Origin of the sequence: Streptomyces atratus (assembly GCF_014648655.1) — a bacterium.
In the GTDB taxonomy this organism is placed as follows: Bacteria; Actinomycetota; Actinomycetes; order Streptomycetales; family Streptomycetaceae; genus Streptomyces; species Streptomyces atratus.
On record NZ_BMRN01000028.1, the window covers coordinates 21568 to 43688 of the forward strand.

At 68.1% G+C, this 22121-nt stretch carries 12 protein-coding genes and 1 pseudogene; 3 read left to right on the forward strand and 10 right to left on the reverse strand.

Going from position 1 to position 22121, the window contains the following annotated elements:
• Positions 1 to 13: 13 nt before the first annotated feature.
• Positions 14 to 184: an RraA family protein gene (locus IEZ15_RS30745; RefSeq protein ID WP_189280291.1), complete on the reverse strand. Its 171-nt coding sequence runs from the start codon at positions 182 to 184 to the stop codon at positions 14 to 16.
• 286 nt (positions 185 to 470) lie between these two features.
• Here IEZ15_RS30745 and IEZ15_RS30750 point away from each other — a divergent pair, with 286 nt between their 5' ends.
• On the forward strand, positions 471 to 1970 hold the full coding sequence (locus IEZ15_RS30750; RefSeq protein ID WP_229846196.1) for an FAD-dependent monooxygenase: 1500 nt from the start codon (positions 471 to 473) through the stop codon (positions 1968 to 1970).
• 58 nt (positions 1971 to 2028) lie between these two features.
• Here IEZ15_RS30750 and IEZ15_RS30755 read toward each other — a convergent pair whose 3' ends face one another.
• From IEZ15_RS30755 to IEZ15_RS47275, 7 genes and pseudogenes are all read right to left on the reverse strand, one after another.
• Positions 2029 to 2364 (reverse strand): hypothetical protein, encoded by a 336-nt coding sequence (locus IEZ15_RS30755; RefSeq protein WP_189280292.1) that lies wholly within the window; start codon positions 2362 to 2364, stop codon positions 2029 to 2031.
• A 6-nt stretch (positions 2365 to 2370) separates the two neighbouring features.
• On the reverse strand, positions 2371 to 8565 hold the full coding sequence (locus IEZ15_RS30760) for a DNRLRE domain-containing protein (RefSeq protein ID WP_229846197.1): 6195 nt from the start codon (positions 8563 to 8565) through the stop codon (positions 2371 to 2373).
• A 672-nt stretch (positions 8566 to 9237) separates the two neighbouring features.
• On the reverse strand, positions 9238 to 9720 hold the full coding sequence (locus IEZ15_RS30765) for a hypothetical protein (protein WP_189280293.1): 483 nt from the start codon (positions 9718 to 9720) through the stop codon (positions 9238 to 9240).
• A 143-nt stretch (positions 9721 to 9863) separates the two neighbouring features.
• A complete protein-coding gene (locus IEZ15_RS30770; RefSeq protein WP_189280294.1) occupies positions 9864 to 12260 on the reverse strand; it encodes a ricin-type beta-trefoil lectin domain protein in 2397 nt (798 codons plus the stop codon).
• A 982-nt stretch (positions 12261 to 13242) separates the two neighbouring features.
• On the reverse strand, positions 13243 to 13776 hold the full coding sequence (locus tag IEZ15_RS30775) for a CBS domain-containing protein (protein WP_189280295.1): 534 nt from the start codon (positions 13774 to 13776) through the stop codon (positions 13243 to 13245).
• 36 nt (positions 13777 to 13812) lie between these two features.
• Positions 13813 to 15765, reverse strand: a complete 1953-nt coding sequence (ftsH, locus tag IEZ15_RS30780) for an ATP-dependent zinc metalloprotease FtsH (protein WP_268250446.1) — start codon at positions 15763 to 15765, stop codon at positions 13813 to 13815.
• Between the two features lie 202 nt (positions 15766 to 15967).
• Positions 15968 to 16315, reverse strand: a pseudogene (locus IEZ15_RS47275) (cation-transporting P-type ATPase); the annotation flags it as partial.
• Positions 16316 to 16448: 133 nt separating this feature from the next.
• Between IEZ15_RS47275 and IEZ15_RS30790 the strand changes: the two are divergent.
• Positions 16449 to 17525 carry a lysylphosphatidylglycerol synthase transmembrane domain-containing protein gene (locus IEZ15_RS30790; RefSeq protein WP_229846199.1) on the forward strand — a complete coding sequence of 359 codons (1077 nt, stop codon included), beginning with the start codon at positions 16449 to 16451 and terminating at the stop codon, positions 17523 to 17525.
• Positions 17526 to 18242: 717 nt separating this feature from the next.
• Here the strand turns inward: IEZ15_RS30790 and IEZ15_RS30795 are convergent.
• Together IEZ15_RS30795 and IEZ15_RS30800 are read right to left on the reverse strand one after the other, a co-directional pair.
• The gene (locus tag IEZ15_RS30795) at positions 18243 to 19694 is read right to left on the reverse strand and encodes an amidase (RefSeq protein ID WP_189280297.1); all 1452 of its coding nucleotides are present in this window, start codon (positions 19692 to 19694) and stop codon (positions 18243 to 18245) included.
• Positions 19691 to 21172 (reverse strand): APC family permease, encoded by a 1482-nt coding sequence (locus IEZ15_RS30800; RefSeq protein WP_189280298.1) that lies wholly within the window; start codon positions 21170 to 21172, stop codon positions 19691 to 19693. Before IEZ15_RS30800 ends, IEZ15_RS30795 begins: the two co-directional genes overlap by 4 nt.
• A gap of 62 nt (positions 21173 to 21234) precedes the next feature.
• On the opposite strand from IEZ15_RS30800, the gene IEZ15_RS30805 reads away from it, so the two are divergent.
• Positions 21235 to 21873, forward strand: a complete 639-nt coding sequence (locus IEZ15_RS30805; RefSeq protein WP_189280299.1) for a TetR/AcrR family transcriptional regulator C-terminal domain-containing protein — start codon at positions 21235 to 21237, stop codon at positions 21871 to 21873.
• Positions 21874 to 22121 lie beyond the last annotated feature (248 nt).

The following is a 22121-nucleotide window of genomic DNA, read 5'->3' on the forward strand; positions in this document are numbered from 1 at the left end:
AACCCGCAAGCGGTCAGGTCGCGGGCTTGCTCGCCAGGTACTCGTCCAGCCCTTCACCGGTGAGTGGGTAGTAGTCGGAGAGCAGGCCCCCCTCGTCGAGGCGACGGCGTGCGAACGCCTCACGGTCCTGGTGCAGGAGCGAGTCCTCGGCCAGCGGGACCGCGCGGTCCTGCGGTACGACCACGGACGGCACCGTCCTCGTCGGCCACGATCAGGTCCCCCGGCGTGACCAGTGTGCCGCCGACACCCACCGGCGGGGGCCCGCACGGACGCCTGCCGGGCCGGAGCAAGGGCGTCCGCAGGGGTCGTGGATGCCGGTACCGCGAACTGACGTGGTGCCGGAGATCTTGCAACCTTGCCCTGAGGGCCGAGGCCGCACGGGGTGCTGTACCACCCGAGGGGACATGAACTTCACGCGCGCTATGCTCGGCACTTCAGTCTTGAGGGGCCTGTGTCGCGGAGGATCTGAGGTGCCGAGTCCGGCGGTTGTGGTGGTGGGCGCGGGACCGACCGGCCTTGCCCTGGCGTGCGGCCTGGGCATGGCCGGGGTGCCGGTCAAGGTCATCGACAAGGAAGAGCGGCCGTCAATGGCATCGCGTGCCTTGGGGCTGCAGCCTCGGGGCTCCGAGGTTCTCGACCGACTCGGGGCTCTGGAAGGGCTGCCGGAGCGATCGGTTCATGTGGCGGAGTTCGTCACTCACGTTAACGGCAAGTGCCTGGTTCGCTTGAGGGTTGGCGCGCATGCGACGTTGGTGAATCGTCCTGTGCTGGTCAATTCGCAAGCAGAGGTGGAGGCGCAGCTGCGGCGCCGGCTCGGCGAACTGGGTGTCGAGGTGGAGTGGGGGCAGAAACTTGTCCATGCCACTCAGGATGCAGAGGGAGTGACTGTTCAGCTCAATGACGGGGAGGTGCGCGCAAGGTGGTTGGTTGGCTGTGACGGGGCGCACAGCCGTGTGCGCAAACTGGCGGGCATCGACTTTCCCGGAGCCCCCATGATGGACGGATTTCTGCTCGCGGATGTGCGGGCACCGTTGCCTTTCCCCAGAGACGTGGTGTCGGCATGGCTGCACAGGGATGGGATGCTCGGGGTTTTCCCGCTGCCCGGAAGTGACATCTGGCGCCTGGTGGCCTCGGCCCCGGCAGACGGTGAGAACATCGACTCACACCGAGTGCCGACCGTACTGGGACAGGCCCTGCAGGACCATGCGGGCATTGAGCCGCCAGAGGCATGGAACGCCTTGTGGACCTCCGCATTCCGTATTCAGCGCCGTCTGGCCACAAGGTACCGGTGTGGCCGGATTCTGCTGGCAGGAGACGCCGCTCACGTGCACAGTCCGTTCGGTGGACAAGGCATGAACACCGGACTCGGCGATGCCGAGAACCTGGCCTGGAAGCTCGCCCTGGTCGCCTCGGGCCGAGCCCAGGACTGTCTGCTGGATACATACGAGGCGGAGCGGCGGCCGGTGGCGCGCGAGGTGGTCGCGGCAACCAGCGGCGTTACCCGTCTGGTCGCCGGGGACAACGCCCTGGCTCGCACCTTCCGTGATCGCGCTCTGGCTCCGCTGCTGAATCTGCCCATGGCCCAGCGGCTGCTCTGGGAGAGGTCTTCGCAGCTCAGGACCACCTACCGTAACGGGCCTCTTGGACGCCGGTGGCCTCGCTCGTGGACCGGCGCCGGTTTGCGTGCCGGTGACCGTGCACCTGACCTGCCGTGCGTCCGGGAGGACGGCAGCCGGACCCGCCTGCACGGGGAGCTCGGTCCCCGGTGGGCGCTCGTTGCTCCCGCTGCGAACGGGCGGGCATTCGTGGACGTCGCCCGTCGGCGGCTGGGGGGAGACACCGCTGTTGCCACGCTGTCGGAGCCTGGAGACGGGCGGGAGATCATGCTGGTACGCCCCGATGGCCATCTGGGGTGGTCCGGTGCCTCGCCAACTGCCCTGGACGCCTGGCTGACTCGCGCCCTGGGCTAACAGTTGCGGCCCTCCGGTGATTCAGAGGGCCGCAACTGCCTTCGTCACTGCTTGCTTTCTACGCCATGGCGAGCAGCACGGCGGACAAGAAGGACACCATCCCGCTGAAGAACAGAACCGCCGCGGCGAAATGCAGGGCCCTGCGAAGCTGGACACGGGCGGTGATCCCGAACACGAGCACCAGCAGCGAGGCCATCGCGGGCAGCACCGCCAGCATCAGCATGGTGATGCCCAGCCCGACCGAGCCGTTCCCGGACTCACCGGCTTCCTGTACATGCTGCATGCCGTTCAGAGTGAGCGGTAGGACCGCGATGAGCCAGGGAACCGCGGCCACGATGGTGATGACCAAGTAGCTCAGTGCCGACCGTGTCCGGTCGTGGGCTGCAGTGTCCATGACGCATCACCAGATTCCGTAGGCCGTTGTATAGAACGCGATGTTCACCGCGAAGACCGCAAATCCTGTCCTGGCAGAGATCTTGTTCGCTGTCGAACAGAGCTTGTTGTTATTGCACTTCGTGTTGTTCGGCCCCCATGCCTTGACCTTCATGTAGACCTGCCCCCAGCTCTTGGTGAAGGTGAACCTCAGTCTCTTGCCAGGGCCTTCGAAGTGCCCCTTCAGAGAAAGGAATTGGAAGTAGGTCGAGGTCAGCTTCTCCACCTTGACCGGACCCAGCACGGGCTTGAGGTTGCACCGCTCCCCCCTGTTGAGAGTCGAGCCGCACCCGGTGAGGGGGAAGACCCAGAAGTGGTTGCGGATCCATTTGAAGACCGTCTTGGCGGAGCTGAAGTAGAAGCCGAGGTTATACGAGAACGAGTACGAGTAGGCGCCGGTCAGGTCCGTGCACGAGACGGGGTTTCCGCGGCAGTAGTCGTAGCTGTTGTCATTCCCTCCGTAGACTGGGTCGGTCTGGAGAAACCGGCCGCTGGAGGAGTCGTAGAGACGGACTCCCATGAGGGTGATTCCACTGAGGGTTCCACTGTCCCTCTGGTAGGAACCCAGCCATCCGTACGCGGTCGACGCCGTACCATCGAGCGCGTTGCCGTACTCGTCGTACTGCTGGACGGTCGGAGCCACGGAGGTGTCCAGCGGAAGCTGGACCGTGACGTCTCCGTGCAGGTTGGACAGTTGGAGAACCACGTCCCCCGTCGCTGTGCTGACGGCTCCGAGAGCGCCGGTCAGGTCGGCGACGTTGCGGCTGACGGCACCGGCCGAGGACTTGCTCCAGCTGGGGCTGTCACAGTCGCAGCCGTAGTGATTGGTGACGGTGCTCGTCGTACTCCAGGAGCCGTCCGTGGCCTGGGTCTGGTCTGCCAGGACGGCCAGTCGCCCTGCAGCGTCCAGGGACCGGGTCTGCCGGCCGGTGCCGACGGTCTCGCTGTGCACGAGGTCGTTGACGTAGTACGTCAGCGTGCTGTCGCCGCTCGTTGTGGTGCGGCCGAACGCGTCGTAGGCCACACCGTCGGCGACGTACCGGTCGGCACTGTCGTAGGCGTACGACATGGTGGCCGTGGTCGTGTCGTCGGTGCTGTTGTCGCAGTCGTCCGAACTGGCCTTCAGCGCTGTCCGGTTGCTGCTCGCGCCTAGGGTGTAGGCGCGGGTGGTGCAGCCGGTGGCAGTGGTGTCGGCGGCCTGGGTGAGGCGTCCGGCACTGTCGTAGAGGTAGGCCGTGTCCGTGGTGGAGCCGTCGGTCTGGGTGTGCCCGACCTGCTCGCCACGGGCGTTGTACCGGGCGTTGTCCGAGACGATCGTGTCACCCTCGGCATCGGTGTAGACGCGGCCGGTCTCGTTGCCAGTTGTGTCCGTGCCGACCGTCAGCGTGCTGCCGCCGGGCAGGGTTTCGGAGGTGAGTGCACCGTCGGCGTTGTACGAGGCGGTGAAGGTTCCCGCGACCGAGTCGGTCAGGGTCTTGCGGTTGCCGGCGGTGTCGTACGCGTACGTCACGCTGGACGGAGCCGAGTCCGTGACCTTCACCGGCCGGTCGAGGACGTCGTAGGACATGGTGGTGGCGTTGCCGGCGCCGTCACCGTAGGACGTCTGGCGACCCAGGGCGTCGTAGGTGTAGACGATGGACTGTCCGTCCCCGGTCCGAGTGGCCACCTTGCCGTTGGTCTCGTTGTAGGCGACTGTCACTGCCGGGACTGCCTGGCCGGTGCCACCGGTGACGGTCGTCCTGACGGGTCGGCCCGCACTGTCCTTGGCGATGGTGGTCGTGCGGGTCACGCCATTGGCGCTCTCGGCCTTTGTGGCGAGCTGGGTCCATCGGTCGTAGGTGTAGACCGTGGTGACCGTCTCGTTGGGATTGCTGCCGCCGCCGGTGATGCCGGCCGCCGGTGAGGTCCGGCAGACCAGGCCCGCCCATTCCGGCCGACCCGCACAGGTGCCCGTGCCATTGGCGGTGTAGTACTCGTACCTGATGGTCGCAGCATCCGTCCCGCTGGATCCCGCGGTACGTGTGGTGGCCACCTTCCCGGCGGAATCGTACGTAGTGACCATGCCGGTGGAATCGTCGCCGCCGCTCGCCTTCGTCTGGCCCGTGGACCATTCGTAGCTGGTGGTCACGGTGCGGATGTCGCCGTCCGTGCCGTACCCGTCGACAGAGGCACCCGTCTTCGTGGTGGTCACCAGGCCCGACAGCTCGGCGTCGGAGGGGCGGTTCTCGTCGTACGCGTACGACGTGTGGGTGCGCGCGGGGACGACCGTGCCCGCCGCGAGGGTGGACTCGGCGGTGGAGCCGACCAGTTCCTTGGTCAGGGTGACCTCGTGGAGCGGGCCGTAATCGTTCAGCAGACGCTCGCCGTCGGAGGAGTAGGCGGAGACCACGGCCAGCAGCTGGGCGCGGTCCGCGGTGGACAGGTCGGTGAGACCGAGTGCGGCCAGCGTTTCGGCGGCACCGGACGACTTGCCCAGCGCCAGTTCACGGTTGGCGGCGCTCAGTTCGGTGACCGTGTTGCCGTACTCGTCGTACTCGGTAGTGGTGATGGATCCGCCGGGCGTGGCGGTGTTGGTCTCCTCGCCGTTGGCGTCGATGTAGGTGATGGTGGCGTTGGTGTAGGCGTCAGCGGCGAGCTCGCTCCCGGTGTGGGAGAGCGGAGCCGAGCCGGGCGGGAAGACAGCCGTGGCGTCGGTCGGCGCCCCGTCCTGGGCCCAGGTGGCGACTGTGTCCTTGTCCAGCTTGTACGGAGCCTTGGACCCGGACAGCGGGACGTCGTAGACGACACCGGTCACGGCGGTACCGGAGACGTTGCTGTTCGATCCCGTTGCGAGTGCGGGGCGCGAAGCCTGCAGCAGCATGCCCGCACCGGAGGTCAGCGCTGAGCCCGCCTTGCCGTAGGTGAAGGTCCAAGGGAGTTCACCGGGCTCGGTGAGGGTCGCGACGCGGCCGTCGGAATCGTAGGTGTAGGTCGTCTTCAGCGCGGGGCTGATCTGCGGGTCCCACACGCTGCGCAGGTGCCCGGAGGCGTCGTAGGCGTAGGACGTCACCGTTTCGGCCGTGGAGGCGGAGGTGCCCGGGTCAGTGGCCCACAGCTTCACGGCCTTGACCTGGTTCCTGTAGTCGCCCAGGGCACTGCTGGTGGCGGTGGTCGTGTCGGCGTAGACGAACTCCAGTACTCGGCAGCCCTTGGTCGGCGGGTCCGCCTGGCAGGTCGAAGTGGTGACCGCCGGGGTCGGGGAGATGACGTACTTCGGACGGGCCAGCGTGCCGTCGCCCACCACCACCGATTCCGACGCGACAGTGACGGACGAGTCACTCACCGCGGACGCCGTGGACGACAGCGTCCAGGTCGAGGCCGCGGATGCCGCCTTGGAGAAAACCGTACTGTTGGCGTCGGTGTCGGTGAGCGTGAACTTCGTCCCCGACAGCGTGCCCGTCAGGGTCAGTGACTCATAGCCAGGCTGCGCCTTCCACCCGCCGCTCGTGGTACTGGTGAACGCGATGGAGCTGCCGTCCGCGCTCAGAATCTCGACCGAGGTGCTGGAGGTGGCGCGCAGCTGGGTGTACGAAGCGCCCTGGGACGCGACGGACGAGATCCAACCCGGACCGAAGATCTCCGCCTGGCCTTCGTTGTCCGTGTCATTCGCCCGAGACGAGAAGGAACGGCTCACGGTCGTGTCGAACGCCGAGGCGTCGGTGGCCGACAGGGTGTAGTCACCGGTCAGCTGGTTCACGGAGCCCGGCCCCACGGGGGCGCCCGGCGCGGTGCCGGCGTCACGGTCGAGGGTGACCTCGACGGTCTGCGAGCGGCCGGTGCCGCTGCCGTCCGTGAAGGCGGCACGCAGCTCGATCACGCCGTCCTCGGAGAGACTGGCGACGGTGTTCCACACCAGCTTGGTGGCAGTGCCGCCGCTGACCGCGACCGGCCAGGCGGAGACCGCCGCGCCGGAGGCGGTGACGTCGTCGACCGGAACGGTGTGCCAGGAGTCCTCCTCACCACGCCGGTACTGCCAGGTCACGCCGGTGTAGGTGGTCAGGCCCTTGGCAGACAAGGTCAGGCGGCGGGCCGTCTCGTCACCATCCTGCGGGGACAGAATCGCCGCGCCGTCCGCGCCCACGCCGAAACTGTAGGCAGTGATGGCCGAGGAGAGGTTCCCGCCGGAGTCGACCGTGCGGGCGTACAGCGTGTGCCATCCGTTCGCCGGGTCGATGCTGATCGTCAGTGCGTCGCCGCCGTTGCCGTCGGTCGTGTCCAGCTTCTTGTTCGGCAGGCTGCTGTTGTCCAAGCCCCAGTGGTACCCGGCGCCGTCGGTGGAGGAGGTGTCCAAGGTGCAAGACACCGCGCTGTCGGCCTTCGCTGTCCAGCCGTTCTCCTCGTACATGTCACACGTGACTGTCGGGGCGACGGGCAGCCCGGTGTTCATCACGAACGTTGTGAAGCCGGACCACGAGCCGTAGTCCGTGCCGTCGTACGCACGCACCCGGTAGCGCAGATGCTTGCCCGCAGGGAACGTGCTCGCCGAAGGAACCGTCAGCTTGGCCGTCGAGCCCGAGGAGACCGACGAGGACGTGCCGGTGTACGAGTACGTGGTGTCCGCGTAGCCCGGATCGGCGGTGATCTCGAACTGCGCCTTGGTGTTGGAGCCGTCCGGGTCGGTCACCTTCGCCGACAGCGTCGGGGCCAGCGAGGTGACGTACCGCTTCCCGTTGTAGGCGTTTACCTGCGACGGCGAGATCGCCAGCGAACTCGGCACCACAGGGTACGAGTTGTACGTCACCGTCAGGTGCGGCTCGGTTGAGCCGTCCCCGGAGACGTAATTCGCGGAGCGGAAGCGGCGCCAGGTATAACTGTCAGTCTCGCTCGCACCGGCGATCCGCAGGCCGTAGTTGGACGATCCGTCTGCCCACGCTTGCACGATGGCGTCGATGTCGAAATTCATCGTGCCGGCCGGGCAGTCGGACGAGTATCCCTTGGCTGCGGTGTTGGTCACGGCGCCGGTGGCCGTCGTGGACGGCTGGTCGGACCAGGTGATGTCCGACGACGACCACGACGACGTGATCCGTCGCACCTGCGTACCCGCCCCCGAGGTCAAGCAGGTCGAGGAGTAGTACGAGTACAGCGCCAGGTTGGTGTCGGTGATGTGCTTGCCCTTGAACGCCGACACGTCGAACTTCAGATACGAGCGGGCCGTCGTCGATCCCGCGTCGTACGTGCCCGACTTCAGCTCAGTCGAGGAGACCTGCGAGTCGGTGTAGTTGGTGGCCACCCAGGTGTCCGTGGTCACCGCGAGGGTGGAGGTCGGGTCGACCGTGACCGGGTAGGCCAGGTCCTGGTCGAAGTAGTCGGCGTCCGGGGTCAGGACCAGGATCTGGGAGCCGTCGCCGGCGGTCTCGACCTTGGTGGTCACCTTGGCCTGGTGCCTCGACTCGCCGGAGGCGTCGTCCTTGCTCGAGTCCCACATCATCGGCGCCGGGGCCTCGGCCACCAGCTTGCCGTCGGAGTCCTTCAGCAGCAGGTGCCCGGAATCGGCCACCGAAAGCTCAAGTCCCTTCAGATCCAGGGGGATCCGGTACTCCGGGGCCTCGGCGGGCGCAGCGTCTAGGATCACGTTCTGGCTGAAGCCCTGAGACAGTGCGGTCACCGTAAGCGTCTGGCCGTCGCCCAGGTCGTAGGAGGCGGTGTCGTCCTTGACCTCCGGGGTGGGCAGCTTCGACTCCCAGCCCAGGCCGAAGGACTTGCTGCCCTTGTCGACCGAGACCAGCGTCGTGTCCCCGCCGTTCGAGATGGCGATGTCGGCCACCGCCACCTCCGGCTCCAGCGATGTGCCGGTGTCGGCCAGAGTGGTGTCTATGTCCTGCCACTTACCATCCACCTTCTGCCGGATGGGCCCGGCATACGTGGACGTCTGCAGCTCACCCGTCGGCAGCGCGTATGTCGTCGAGGCCGCCGAGCGCTCCGACAGCACCTCGATCTTCCGGTCCTGCAGGCGGGCCGTGAGCAGCGCCGCCGCCACCGAATCTGCCGATGAAGCCAGCGACTTGGTGTCTGCCTGGGCCACCGTTGGCGTACCGGTATCAGCCGCGAATGCCACACCGGTCACCGACACCAGCGCGGCCTGAGCCGTCATCACCGCGGCCACGGACAAGGCTATTCGGCCCATGGCCACTGACGACCCGCGCCGTTGACGGAACGCTCCGCCTCCAGCTCTTCGTCTCATCGCTTCTCCCCTGAAGTAACGTAATTTACCCATGAGGTGTCCACATCATGGGAGGCTTGATCATAAGTGGGAGATCTTGCAAAGGAACGGTAGAGATCGTCAGTCGCGGGTGGGACCCTGAGGGACCGTTACCTCTCCGTGCTTGCCAACCCCTTGACGCGAACGGACGCGGGTCGGACAAACATCCCGACGGCAACGCAATCACCTTTGGACAGCGTGTAATCACGTGAACGCCCGGGGTGGTCGCCCGGAAGGTGACAGGTGTCACCCTCAAGCCTCAACGGAGTCTTGCGCAGAAAACGATATGGAAATGCAATAGCGTTGACCTGCGGTGCTGCCGGGTCGGGTGGGGCTCTGAACCGTGCGCTACACCGGTGACCGAAACCAGAGCCGCAGCGCGGAGCAGTGCGTTCTGTCCGGTCCACGGCGTGGTTGAGCTGTGCTGAAGTACTCCCCGTTCCATCGTCACATGGACGTGGCGGGCGGCCGGGCTGCTCGAACGTGACGTACAGACTGCCGCCCTTGGCTGCCACGTTCGGTGCGGTCGCGGCGTTGTCGGCACGGGTCTGCTCGCCGACGAGCCGGCCGTTCTGGTACAGCAGGACGCGGTCGGTATTACTGAAGACCCGCACCTCCTTCTCGGAGCCGGCGGTGTGGGCGCTGGCGACGAAGACCATCGGGCCGCCGTGGTTCGAATTGCGTGCCGGGCTGTATGGACTTGAGCCAGTGGTAGCAGTACTTGGGGTAGCGGTCGATGTCGACGGCGCCGGACTTCTGGTAGACGTCGTTGGTGCCGTAGTCCTCAAATACCCACAGGAAGTAGCCGCCGATTCGGTTGTTGGCGTCGAGACCGCCCCAGTCCCAGTAGCCGTCGCCGTTCAAGTAACGCTGGCGAATGACGACTTGGTCCACCATCGCGCTCTCGCAGGCCGCCCGGTCGGTGCGGCTGGGGTCCTCCCAGTCACCCCACTCGCGGGTCAGGAAGGGCACGTTCGGCGCGGGATCCGAGCCGTCGGTGTTGTCGACCTTGTAGTCGACGCCGTACTCGCCGCCCCAGATCCCGTAGTTCGCCGAGGTGAACATCTGGTCGCCCGGCATCTCGGCGTGCGCGACGGAGTCGGCCTCCTTGGCCCACCACTGCGGGTAGTGGGTCTCGGTGTGGTGCGACGACTACCGGACCGTACGTACCGCCGTCGCACCACACCGATCGGGTCAGGCGCAGACGTGCGCCCCATGCCCCGCTACGGCAGGGTCCAGCGCTGATTCACCGCCGTGCCGTCGCAGTCCTGGATCACCAGCTGCTGCGTCGCGTCGGATCCGGGCACCGCGAGGCACCGCCCGGACTGCTGGCCCTGGAGCGTGCCGTCGGCCTGGGGCACCCACTGCTGGTTGCCTCCGCCGTTGCACTCCCACAGTTCGACCGGGGAGCCGTTGCCGGTGCCCGCTCCGGTGACGTCCAGGCACCTGCCGGTCGAACTACCCAAGCGCAGCTGGCCGTTGCCCCACCACCACGTCTGCGCGGCGCTGCCCGCGCAGACGCCCGCCAGCACGCGGGTGCCGTCGGCTTCGGCGCCGTTCTCCGCTTCGAGGCAGGTGTCGGTCAGGCCCGAGGTGACGGGGCCGAGGTGCTGAGGCGACGGTGCGCCCGGGGTGAGGTCGAAGTTGTCGAACTGCTGGGTCTGATAGCCCGTCACCCCGAGCCCGGCCTGGCCGCTGCTGAGCGAGTAGTCGGTCACGCTGCCGAGTTCCTTGCCGTCCACGGAGGCGGTCAGCTTCGTGTCCTGCAGGGTGAAGGCGACGGTGTGCCATTTGTTCAGGCCGAGGGTGTTGGTCCGTCCCCCGGTGAGCCGGGTGAACTTCCACGTGGTGTCGCTCTTGTCGATCGACCAGGTGCCGTTGTTGCTCACGCGGAGGTGATACGCGTCCAGGCCGTTGTTGTTGCGGCCCTGCTGACCGACCCGGCCGAGGAGTTCCACCGTGCCCTTCTCGCTGAACAGGGCGTCCGCGGTGACGGTGTAGTTGGACCAGGACCCATCGCCCGTGATCGAGTACGGGGCGTTGTAGGGCTCGTCGGTCCACCGGATCGGGCTGGTCGGCGCCATCTGGCGCAGACAGGTGCCGGAGCGGCCGCCGGCGCACGCCGTGGTCTCGAAGGCGCCGTTCATGTCGGTGAAGTAGCGGGGGCTCTTCGAGGCGGCTCGCTTGTCGAAGTTGTCGGAGTAGGGCAGCTGCAGCGCGGCATCGGCCGGGGACGTCGCGGTGCCCTTGCCCTGGCCGCTGGTCGTCGTGAGGGTGTAGACGTGCCCGGGCTCCAGGGTCAGCGAGTACGAGCCGTCCACGGGCGTGATGTCCGCGCCCCGGACGAAGTCGTCATCGGTGCCGGACGACTTCACATCGGTGGACCAGACGTGGACCGTTCCGGTCGGGAGCCCACCCCGGACGGTGAGGTTCACCGTCTGCTCTGCGGTGGCGTCCATCGTCTCGATGACGGTGGAGTAGTCGGAGCCGTCGTGCGACTTCAGCGACACGTAGCTGCCGTTGGAGCGGTCACCGCCCAGATAGCCGCTCGCCGAGTCGATGTAGCTCCAGCCGGGCCGGGTGAACTGGGCGGTGTGCGCGGTCACCCAGGTCGTCGCGCCGATGTGGTAGGCGCCGGACCACGGCTGGTTGGCGATCGACATGCCGTCCGTGGAGAAGAAGAGGTTCGGGTAGAGCGACGCGATCACCGGCCAGTTGACGAACGCCGTCATCTTGCCGTCGATGTAGTCGCGGTTGATCGCGCGGGCCACGGCCTTGGCTCCGCCATCGGTGTCGAGGGACCCGTTCTCGCTGGCCCACAGCGGCTTGTCCATGGACTGGGCCACGTCGCTGGAGGGGCATGAGGTGAAGGCGCTCTGGTAGCCGCAGGGGTAGTGCGATCCGATGACGTCGACGGCGTCCTTGAACTCGCTGTCCTTGGCCATCGCGTCGACGACGTCCCAGCCGAAGCTCTCGGCCGCGACGATCTTGGTGCGGTAACCCTTCGCCATGAGCGTCGACTTGAGCTGCTTGAACCAGTCGGCGTCCCAGCCCCGCTCGTTCCAGCCGCCCACGTAGTCGATGGTCAGCCCGTGCTTCTTCGCGCAGCCGAACCAGGACATCAGATAGTCGATCATGTCCTGGGACCAGAAGTTGCCGTTGCCGATCCACCCCGGCGCCCCCCAGGCCAGGGCCTGCAGCTTGATGTGGGGGTTGCGGGCCTTGGCCTGTTCGGCGAGCCACCACTCGTAGCCGCTGTTGCAGTCCACCTTGTCGCGGGTGTGCATATGGCTGGGCTCGGCGCCGTCGGTGGAGTTGGTGTCGCCGCCCACTTCCAGCTTCAGGAACTGCAGGGACGCGCCGTAGCCCGGCTTGAAGAGGTAGTCGAGGATCCGGCTGCGCTGCGGCTCGGGGTAGTCGATCAGCAGCCGCGAGTTTCCGCCGCCGCCGCTGATCGCGCCGATGCCGTCGAAAGTGCGGCCGGGCTGAGTGCCGTCGACGGTGACGGCCGTACTGGTGGCCGCGTGGGCGGGCGGTACGCCCCAGCCCGTCACGGCACCGAGGAGCAGTGCCAGGAGCGCCGCGAACAGCGCCGGCCTCCACTTGCTTGTCCAGGTCATGTCGACTCCGAGGTGGAAGGGGAGTGCGTGATCGTTCCGACAGACACCGACTGCGATGTTCGGTTGTGGTGGATTATTGGAGGCGCAGACAACACAATCCGCGCCCGCGTCGGGCTACGGATCATCGGAGCTCGACCCCGTCGAGTTCTATCCCTGCGACTCAGGTGACGCCATGGAGGAATGTCGAACGACCTTGGACTTCTGTCCACCACGTCGCCAACTCGCTGTAAACCATGACCATTTGGGGAAAGCACTTTCTCTGGAGGTATGCGACCAGGTCGGACGGCTGCACGGCGAAGCGGAGTCGATCCATCCGATCTCCCGTGCCGTCCACCCGCCGAGAAAGGTGCACCAAAAACCCTTGACGTTCGACCAGTCGAACAGCCCTCATGGGCACCGCTGTTCGATCGTGTTTTGTTCTGATTGGCCATGTGGACCGCGACGACGCCATCACCCTTCCCTCTGCCTTCAGGAGCCGTCATGAGATTCCCTCCCACCGCCACCTCCGCCCACGGCCCCGGGCGCCGCACCATCCTGCGCGGACCGGGCGGGGCGGCCCAGGCTGCGGGGCCGTTGGCTGCCGCTCACCATGCTGGTTGCAGCGGTGGTGGTGCCCATCGCCTCGATCGTGTGAGCCGCCGGCGTGACGTCGAGCGATCCGGCCCGGCGAAGATGGGCGCAGTCTCCCGCCACGGACCGGTGCGCAACCTGGACGGCGCTGAGAGCACGGCCGGTGAGCAAGACGTCGCGCCCGCATCCGCAGCAGCTCGGGTGGCATCGAGCCCAGCGTCAGGGCGTGCCGCGCAGGGCACACGCGCCACCAGTCCATTGACGCCTGAGACCGCAGGCGGGCGAATGAGGAAGCCCGGGACCTCGCCTGTGTGCTCGGGCCCGGACGGACTTGACGCCGACGTCGGGCGACACCAGGACAGCCATACCAGGTGTTACCTCGGAAAGCGCGCCACAGCTCAGTGGTGGGCGCTCAGGGAACCGCCGTTCCACGGTAGCCCCGCCGAGGCGGGAGCCCGGGCAACACCGTGGACGGGGCCCGCGGCCGCGTGTCGGCGGGTTCCTTCTGCACCGGACGACCGGCGAGGGCCGCGACGATGTCGGCGGCGGTCAGCACCCCGGCGAGACGCCCGTCTTCCTCCAGCACCGGCAGGGCGTCGGCTTCGGTGCACCTCATGAGGTCGGCTGCGTGGCGTACGGTCTGCCCGACATGTACGAGCGCCGACCTGCGGGCGGGCAGCAGGTCGCCCACGCGCAGGCCGGACAGCGAAGAGGCCGGTGCCGCACAGGCGACCGCCACGTCGGCCCTGTCCAGCAGGCCCGCACAGCGACCGTCCGGATGCACGACCAGAAGGTGCCGGGAGCCGGATCGCTCCAGCAACTCCCAGGCCACGAGCACGGTTTCGTCGACATCGATCGTGACCACAGCAGTGCGCATCACGACGGCGACCGTCCGCGCCAAGACCTCCTGCTCGCCGTGGGCCGTCCTCGGCTGCTGCTCCTCCATGGTCGCCTCCATCTTGTTTGCGAACGTGCCGCGGCGTCACGGGGAGGGCGTCGGCTTCCCTGGCGCCGCGGGATGACCGTCCGGCCGCTCTTGCTGGTGGAGTACGTCGAGGACCACGGATCCGTCGACGGTCTCGCGGGTGGCGAGCAGTCCGGCAAGGGCGTCCAGCGCCTCCCGGTGGTCGCGCAGCAGAGCCACCGCGCGTTCCTCGGCCTCCCGCAGCAGGCGGGCGGTCTCCTCGTCGACGATGCGCTGGGTCTGCTCGGAATAGGGCCGGTGCAGCGTCTCTTCGGTGCTCTCGCCACCGAGGTAGCGGGAGGCTCCGGAGCCGTATCCGATGGGGCCGAGGGCCGGGGACAGGCCGAACTCGCGGACCATGCGAGCGGCGAGCTGGGTGGCGCCGGCCAAGTCGTCGGCGGCACCGGTCGAACCCTCGCCGAAGACGACCAGCTCGGCCGCACGGCCGCCCAGCCGGACGGTCAGCAGGTCGGTCAGATAGCCCTCGCTGTACAGGTGCCGTTCGGCCTCCGGGAGCTGCTCAGTGGCGCCCAGCGAAGGCCCGGAAGGCAGGATGGTGACTTTGGCGACCGGGTCGGCGTGCTCGCACAGGGCCGCCATGAGCGCGTGTCCGGATTCGTGGACGGCCACGGAATGCCGTTCCTCGGGCAGCAGGGCGTTGGTGGACTCCCGCCGCCCCAGCAGCAGCCGGTCGCGGGCGTCGCCGAGACCCTGGGCGTCGATGACGGCACCCCCTGCCCGGACGGCATTGATGGCGGCCTCGTTGACCAGATTGGCCAGGTCAGCGCCGGAAAAGCCGGGCGTGGCCCGGGCGACGGTGTCCCAGTCGACGTCCGGTGCCAGGGACTTGCCGCGGGCGTGGACGGCCAGGATGGCCGCCCGTTCGACCTGGTTGGGCAGCGGCACGGTCACGTGCCGGTCGAAGCGGCCGGGGCGCAGCAGCGCCGGGTCGAGGGCCTCGGGCCGGTTGGTCGCGGCCAGGACGACGATGCCGCTGGACTGGTCGAAGCCGTCCATCTCGGCGAGGAGCTGGTTGAGGGTCTGCTCGCGTTCGTCGTTGCCGCCCAGCCGGGCAGCCCCGCCGCGACGGCTGCCGACGGCGTCGATCTCGTCGATGAAGATGATCGAGGGGGCCCGTTTTCGCGCCTCGGCGAACAAATCGCGCACCCGGGACGCCCCGACACCGACAAACATCTCTACGAACGCCGAGCCGGTCACCGAGAGGAACGGGACCTCAGCCTCACCGGCCACCGCTCGGGCGATGAGGGTCTTACCGGTGCCCGGCGGGCCCACCATGATCACACCACGTGGTCCCTTGGCTCCTGCGACCGCGTAGCGCTCGGGGCTGCGCAGGAAGTCGACGATCTCGCTGATCTCCTGCTTGACGCCCCCGTAGCCCGCGACGTCCTCGAAGCGGGTGGTCGGCCGCTCCGTCTCGATGATCTTGGCGCGGGCCCGCCCGATGGCACTGAGCCCCCCGCCCAGTGTCCTTGCTGCCTGGCGGCCCGTCCACATGAACAGGGCGACGATGAACAGAAGCGGCAGGAACAGCACCAGCAGTGTCCCGAGGGGACTGCCGCTGCTGCTCCGGGACGCGGTGATCTCCACATTCTTGGACTGCAACTGCTGCTCCAGGCGGCTGTTGTCCAAGGCGATGGGTATCCGCGTGGTGAATTTCTTACCGTCCTTGAGGGTTCCCTTGATGGCGCCCTTGTCGTCGATGTCGACCGTCTTTACCTGACCGACGCTCACCTTGCCGACGAATTCGCTGTACGACAGCGACGCGCCCCCCTGGGGGGAGGGAGTTCGCATCAGCACCACGAGCAGCAAAACCAACGCAGCGACGGGCAGCAGCCAACGAGACCAGGAAGGCACCGGCGAAGGCGCCGACGGCTTGGGCGCCTCGCGCGGGGCCCGCGGTTTGGCCGAGCGTGACAGATGACGGCCTGGCAGACGGACTGATGTGATCACCGGACGGCTCCCTCGGCGGAAGGACGAACCTCGGGCGAGACCGTTCCCGCGATTCGAAAAGGCGTGGATCGCAGGTGGGCGTCCCACTTCCAGGATCAACCTCATGTTCGACGTGTACCTCCTGGATAGACGCGAACGCGGCGTTGAGGACGATCGCGGCGGCCACGACGTTCGAGCCCACGGCGGCGAGCAGGGCTACGGCGAGCCACAGCAGCAGGGCGAGCGGGTACGTGAACTGGCCCGCCAGTTCACGAGGCCGGCGTCGGCCGCCGCGTCGACGCAGCTCGTTGCGGCCGTACCGCAGCAGTCGCCGCCCGGCCTCGACCGAGGCCAAACCGCCTCGCGAACTGTGCAGATCGCGCAGGAGCAGCTGCGCCGCCTCCTCGGGGTCGAGCCCCGGCGGCCGCGCCCCCGCCTCGTGTCGTGTCGACTCCTCACTCAGCAAGGGTTGGGTCCCGTGCGGAGCCCGTCGGCGGAAGGACACCTTGGCTGGGACCCCTGCCTGCGCGCCCCGGGCGGGCAGGCAGGCCGTTGGGCGTTCCGGCCACACGTTCGTCAGGAGAGTGGTCCGTCCCGGTGCCTCCTGCGGACAGCTGCGTGCACGACAGGACCGGGGACCCGGTACAGGATGGTTCGCTTATGGCTCATCTCGTCCGGCTCTGCGGCGCCGTACGGTGTCCGACATGGACGGCGCGGACGACAACGTCGAGCATGGCGAGGACTTCGTTGTCGCACCCTTCAGGGCGCCACGTCGGCTGTGGTGGCTCGGCTCCATCGCCCTGGTGGTAATCGCGGCGGGCGTCGCGGTGTACCGGCGGCACGACGTGGCCGCGGCATCGCACCTGATCGCCGCAGTCCGGCTGCCCCGGCTGGTCCTGGTCGCCGGATTCGAGGCAGCGTCTCTCGGCGCTCTGATCGCACTGCAGCAGTGGCTGCTGCGGATGGGCGGGGCGCGCTTGCGCCCCAAGGTCGTCGGTACCATCGTGCTGGCGGCCAACGCCGTCGCCGGTGCACTGCCAGGCGGGGCGGCGTTCGCGGCCGCATGGATGTTCACGCAGTTGCGGCGCAGGGGTGTCGGGCAGGTACTCGCGGGAGCGGTGCTTGCCGTCTCGGGAGTGCTGTCAATGGCCGCACTCTTTGCGCTGCTGGTGACCGGTGCGCTGGCGAGCGGCCCCGCAGGGCTCGGCGCGCTGCGGCCCGTGGTGCTCGGGCTCGTGGCGGTCCTCGGCGCGATGGTGGGCGCCGTGGCTGGTCTATCCCGTTTCGAGCCGGTACGACGCCGATTCTGGCGGCTCTGGCGGCGGCTCGGGGTACGTTCCCAGCAGCTGCGGAACATCGAGGACGGCCTGCTTGCCCTCGTACGGCACGTCCATGCCGTACGACCGGGACTGCGCCCATGGTGGCAGCCCTTCACCCTCGCGCTGCTCAACTGGGCGTGCGACGTGGCCTGCCTCCTCGCCTGCGCATGGGCTCTGGGCATCGGCATTCCCTGGCGCGGGATCCTCGTGGCATACACGCTCGCCCAGATGACAGGCAGCCTTCGGCTGACGCCGGGCGGTCTCGGTGTGGTGGAGACCAGCCTGACAGCGCTGCTCGTGCTGTACGGGCTGCGCACCGACCAGGCAATCGCGCTCACGCTGCTCTACCGGACAGCGAGCTACTGGGCGTTGCAACCCATCGGCTGGGCGTGCTGGCTCGGTCTGACCTTCAGCTCGCGACGCGCGGACCACCGCGCCGGACCTGACCGGCACACCGGATGAGAGCGCCGCTGCGTCCTCTCCATGGGGCGCCGCGAGAACCTCGTCCGCCCTGCGTACTCAGGCACCGGACCAGCCATCCGGTCGCCCGGCGCCAGCAGCTTACCGGGGCACGGACCTGCCACCGGCGAAGCGGTGCTGATCACACGGTCTCGGTCACTCCGTTCGGCACCGGGCCAGGGACCACTTCGGCGATCTCGACGGGCGGCATGGGGATGCGGCCCCAACCGCCCGGTACCCGTACCAGCAGCTGTGAAGCTCAGGTCCCGATCGGCTGCGCCCGCGAGATCAGCTCTGCCCAGCGGCCTCGGACATGCCTCGCTTACGAAGCGAACCACCACCGAATGGCACCAAGATCCGGACCATTCCCGGACCACCTCGCCCACGAGGAACACCAGATTCAACGTTTCCGCTGGTCAGCAACGTGCATGATGTGTACCACCAGCAGACGAAGAATCTATTGGTGAGCTACTCACCGAAGAAGCTGGGCTTCTTCTAAAGGCATGGAAAAGGGCGTCTGAGCTGGGGAAACTCCCAGCCGGACGCCCTTCAGCTGCGGCAGCAGGGCTTCCTCGCGCTCGGTGGGAGTCAACGCCCTCCGAATCGCCAAGAGGCCCTGCCTTCATGCACCGGCGGCGCCGAGATCATCCGATCCAGAGCCCTGTGAGATCCCAAGCTCCATAATTCGGTATGAATACGGCTTGTAGCCAGACAGCCCGATCACACCTGATTCCCGGTAGGCCCCTGGGCCAGATCCGGACGCCAGGTGGGATCGGCCCACCAGCGGTGGACCTCTTCCGCGGCGGCGCCGATGTGGAAGGGAGTGGCGTCGTCGTAGGCGCGGCCGACGATCTGCGCGCCGGTGGGGACGCCGTTGGCGGCGCGTCCGGTGGGGATGTTCAGGACGGGGTGGCGGCTTGCGACGTTGAAGACCGGCGTGAGGGCGGCGCCGAGGTAGAAGTCGAGGTAGGTTCCGTCGACGGTGACGCCGTGGTCGACGTGGTCGTCGCCGGCGAGGAAGCCGGTGCTACCAAGGGTGGGGCAGATGATGGCGTCGTAGTCCGCGAACACGTCGGCCAGAGCCTGCTGGACATCTGCTTCCAGGCACAGGCCCTTGAAGAAGCCGTGGGCGGTGAGGGCTTGTCCCGCCCGGTCGGCGAAGCGGCGTGCGTAGCGGCTCAGCCGGTCGTCGTCACCGAGCTCGGTGATCATCGGCCCGAAGATGGCGCCGTAGTGGATCAGGGCCGCGGTGAACACGGTCTCGTGGGGGATGGATATCGCGACTTCCTCGACCTTGATTCCTGCGTCCCGCAGGGAGTCGGCCAGGGCGCGGGTGTTCGCGGCGACGTCCGGGTCGATGGGGAAGTCGCCGATGGTGGCCGCGAAGGCGACCTTCAAGCCGCGGGCCTTCGTCGCGTCCGGAACCACCGGCCGGGGTGCCGGGAGTGACACGGGGTCCATTGGGTGCGCGCCGGCGATCAGGTTCTGCAGCAGCGCGGTGTCGGCGACGGTGCGGGCCATCGGTCCGTCGTGGCAGTAGGTGTCCAGGTTGAACGGGGGAACACCCGGGACCCGGGCGTAAGGGGGCTTGAACCCCACTACTCCGCACAGCGAGGCGGGCAGCCGGATGGAGCCGCCGATGTCGGATCCGGTGGCCAGGACGGTGGTGCCCGCCGCCAGCGCGGCGCCGGAGCCACCGGACGAACCGCCCGGTCCGTAGCCGAGGTTCCATGGGTTCCGCGTGACTCCCCACAGCGCGGACTGGGTGAACGCCGCACACGAGTACTCCGGTGTCGTCGTCTGGGCGTGGACCATGCCGCCGGCCGCAAGGACGCGCTCCACCACCGGGTGGGTGATCGGCGAGGGAGTGTCGTCCGTGAGCAGGGATCCGAGACGGAGCGGAAGCCCGGCGATGGGCTGCTCCTCCTTGGCCGCGACGGGGATTCCCTCCAGAGGACGCGGATCACCGCCGCCCCGGCCGGCATAGCGGGCCTCGGCTTCGACCGCGGCGGTGCGGGCCTGCTCCTGGAGCCGGTGGCTCAGGGCGTTGACGGTCGGTTCGACGGCGTCTGCCCGGTCCGCGACCGCGTCGAGGACCTCGACGGGCGACAGTGCCCTGGTCCGGTAGGCCTCCAGCAGCTCGTGCGCGCTGAGGTAGTGCAGATCTGTCATGAACGTTCCTTCGTGTTCTGTGTCGCATCCGTGCCGGCGAGCACGGCGTAGAGGTCGGGCCGACGGGCCCGGAGGCGGAGCGCGTACCCGGCTCCGCCGAGGCCGAGCAGCACCACCGGGCTGAGCAGCGCGGCGTTGATCCAGCCGGTGCGGCCGGTGAGCAGCTCGAAATTGGTGAGCATCAGGTACAGGCCGACGGTGAGGCCGACGGCGGCGAGCGCCGGAGCGGCCTTGACCCGTGTGAAGTGGTGCCCGCAGTTGTCCTTCCAGAAGAACCGGATGACCGCGAGCGCGCACAGCACCTGCAGGGCGACGATCCCGGTGATCCCGACGCCGTTCGTCCACAACAGCAGCTGCATGTAGGGGTCGGCGTGGACGAGCGTCGCGAACACCACGACGACCACCGAGACCGCGGTCATGACGACGCTGGCCACGTGCGGCGAGCTGTGCTTCGTGTGGGTGCGGGCGAGCCGACGGGGCAGGAGCCGCTCCCGGCCCAGGGCGAACAGGTAGCGGGTGCTGGCGTTGTGGAACGCGATGAGTGCCGCGAAGATGCTCGTGACGATGAGGACTTCCATCACGGACTTCGCCGCGCGTCCGACGAATTCTTCGGCGAGGTCGAAGTACATGTTCCCGAAGTCGTCGGACTGGGCCAGGCCGACAAGGCCGTCGGCTCCGAAACCGACGGTCGCGGCCCAGGTGGCGAACGTGTAGAAGAGGGCCAGGAAGGCGACGGCCAAGTAGGTCGCACGAGGGATCGTCCGCTTCGGCTCCCGCGTCTCCTCCGAGTAGATCGCGGTGCCCTCGAAACCGATGAACGCGCCGAGGACGAGCACGAACATCCCGCCGGCGCCGGCGCCGAACACCTGGCCGGGCTGGAAGGAGCGGGCTGACATACCCTCCGGGCCTCCGGTCACCAGCACGGCCACGACCACGACCACCAGGATGAGGACCTCGGCCACCATGAACACCCCGAGCACCCGGGCGCCCACGTCGATCTGGCGGTATCCGAGGCACCCGACGACGGCCACCGCGGCCAGCGCCCACAGCGGCCAGGGAACTGTCACACCGGTGAGGTCGGCCAGGGTGTTTCGCGCGAAGTAGCCGAACGCCCCGTAGAACCCGGTGCAGATCGCGCAGTACGACAGCAACGCGACCAGCGCTCCCCCGACGCCGACAGGCTTGGCCAGGCCGCGGGAGATGTAGGCGTAGAACGCTCCGGCGTTCGCCATGCGTTCGGACATGGCGGTGAATCCGACCGCGAACACGATGTAGACAACGCCGGCGAACAGGTAGGCCGCGGGCGCGCCGATGCCGCCCAGCCGGAACGCCAGGGGTGCACTGCCGGCGACCACGGTCAACGGCGCGGCGGCGCCGACGACGAAGAAGACGATGTCGAAGGTACGGAGCCTCCCGCCGGCAAGCCGCCCGGCGGGGACATCGGGAACGGGGCGGTCGTCAGTGGTTGGCACAGCCATGAGCGGCTCCTGAGGGCGCTGACGTACTTAGTACGGTATGGTGTACGGAGTATTGTGGTCGAGTGATTGCAAGTCAAGAGACCCAACGGCGCCCACGTGGATCGCTGTCCCGGCAAAGCATCGGCGCCGCGGCGCTGCGCGTGATCGAGCGGGACGGACTGGACTCCCTGACCATGCGCCGAGTCGCGAGTGAGCTCTCCTGCGGGGTGATGAGCCTCTACTCCCACCTGACCGATGCCGACGACCTGCGCGGCGTCGTGGTCGGGCAGCTCATCGATCGCATGGACCTGCGCCCGTGCGAAGGGGAATCCTGGCAGGACGCGACGCGCCGAATGCTGAGCACCTACGCGGACCTGGCCGCCTCGTTCCCCCGCTCGTTCGAGCTGCTGGCCCTGGCCGGCGCCGACCAACGGCCGGTCGCCCCGAACATGGAGCGGCTGGTCGACCTGCTCGTCGCGGCGGGGCTGACCGAAGAGGACGCCCTGATCGCTCTGAGCGTGATCGACGCCTACGCGTCCGGGTTCCTCGTCATCGCCGTCCGGAACCGGCCGACCGCCGCCTCGGTCGAGCGGGCCGCTCCGCACCAGCACGATCGGCTCGCCCGGCTGCACCACCTCGACTCCTACGACGTCGGGGCGGAGGTCGTCATAGCAGGGCTGGAACAGCGCTTCGAAGGGCGGCGGTCCGGGCGAAAGCAATGATGAACGTCGCCGTCCCCATCGCCACTTGGCGACCGGTCGCTCGAGGCCCGGGCTGACCGGTCGTCAGCACAGCCCCGGAAATCTCCGCTCGGCCTCGGCCGACGCGAGGTCGAGGGCGGTGCGATAGCTGTCAGCGGCCTTTTTGGTGTGGCCGAGTTGGTGCAGCTGGAGTGCGGGAGCGGGTGAAATGGGTCAGCAGAGGAACTTGTCGGCCAGGGTCGTGCGACCGCCCAGTCCTGCATGGCGAC

Coding starts and splice junctions, on each gene's coding strand:
- IEZ15_RS30755 (WP_189280292.1), bottom strand. CDS start 2,364: ATGGACACTGCAGCCCACGACCGGACACGGTCGGCACTGAGCTACTTG.
- IEZ15_RS30760 (WP_229846197.1), bottom strand. CDS start 8,565: ATGGGCCGAATAGCCTTGTCCGTGGCCGCGGTGATGACGGCTCAGGCC.
- IEZ15_RS30765 (WP_189280293.1), bottom strand. CDS start 9,720: ATGCCGGGCGACCAGATGTTCACCTCGGCGAACTACGGGATCTGGGGC.
- IEZ15_RS30770 (WP_189280294.1), bottom strand. CDS start 12,260: ATGACCTGGACAAGCAAGTGGAGGCCGGCGCTGTTCGCGGCGCTCCTG.
- IEZ15_RS30775 (WP_189280295.1), bottom strand. CDS start 13,776: ATGGAGGAGCAGCAGCCGAGGACGGCCCACGGCGAGCAGGAGGTCTTG.
- IEZ15_RS30790 (WP_229846199.1), top strand. CDS start 16,449: ATGGACGGCGCGGACGACAACGTCGAGCATGGCGAGGACTTCGTTGTC.
- IEZ15_RS30795 (WP_189280297.1), bottom strand. CDS start 19,694: ATGACAGATCTGCACTACCTCAGCGCGCACGAGCTGCTGGAGGCCTAC.
- IEZ15_RS30800 (WP_189280298.1), bottom strand. CDS start 21,172: ATGGCTGTGCCAACCACTGACGACCGCCCCGTTCCCGATGTCCCCGCC.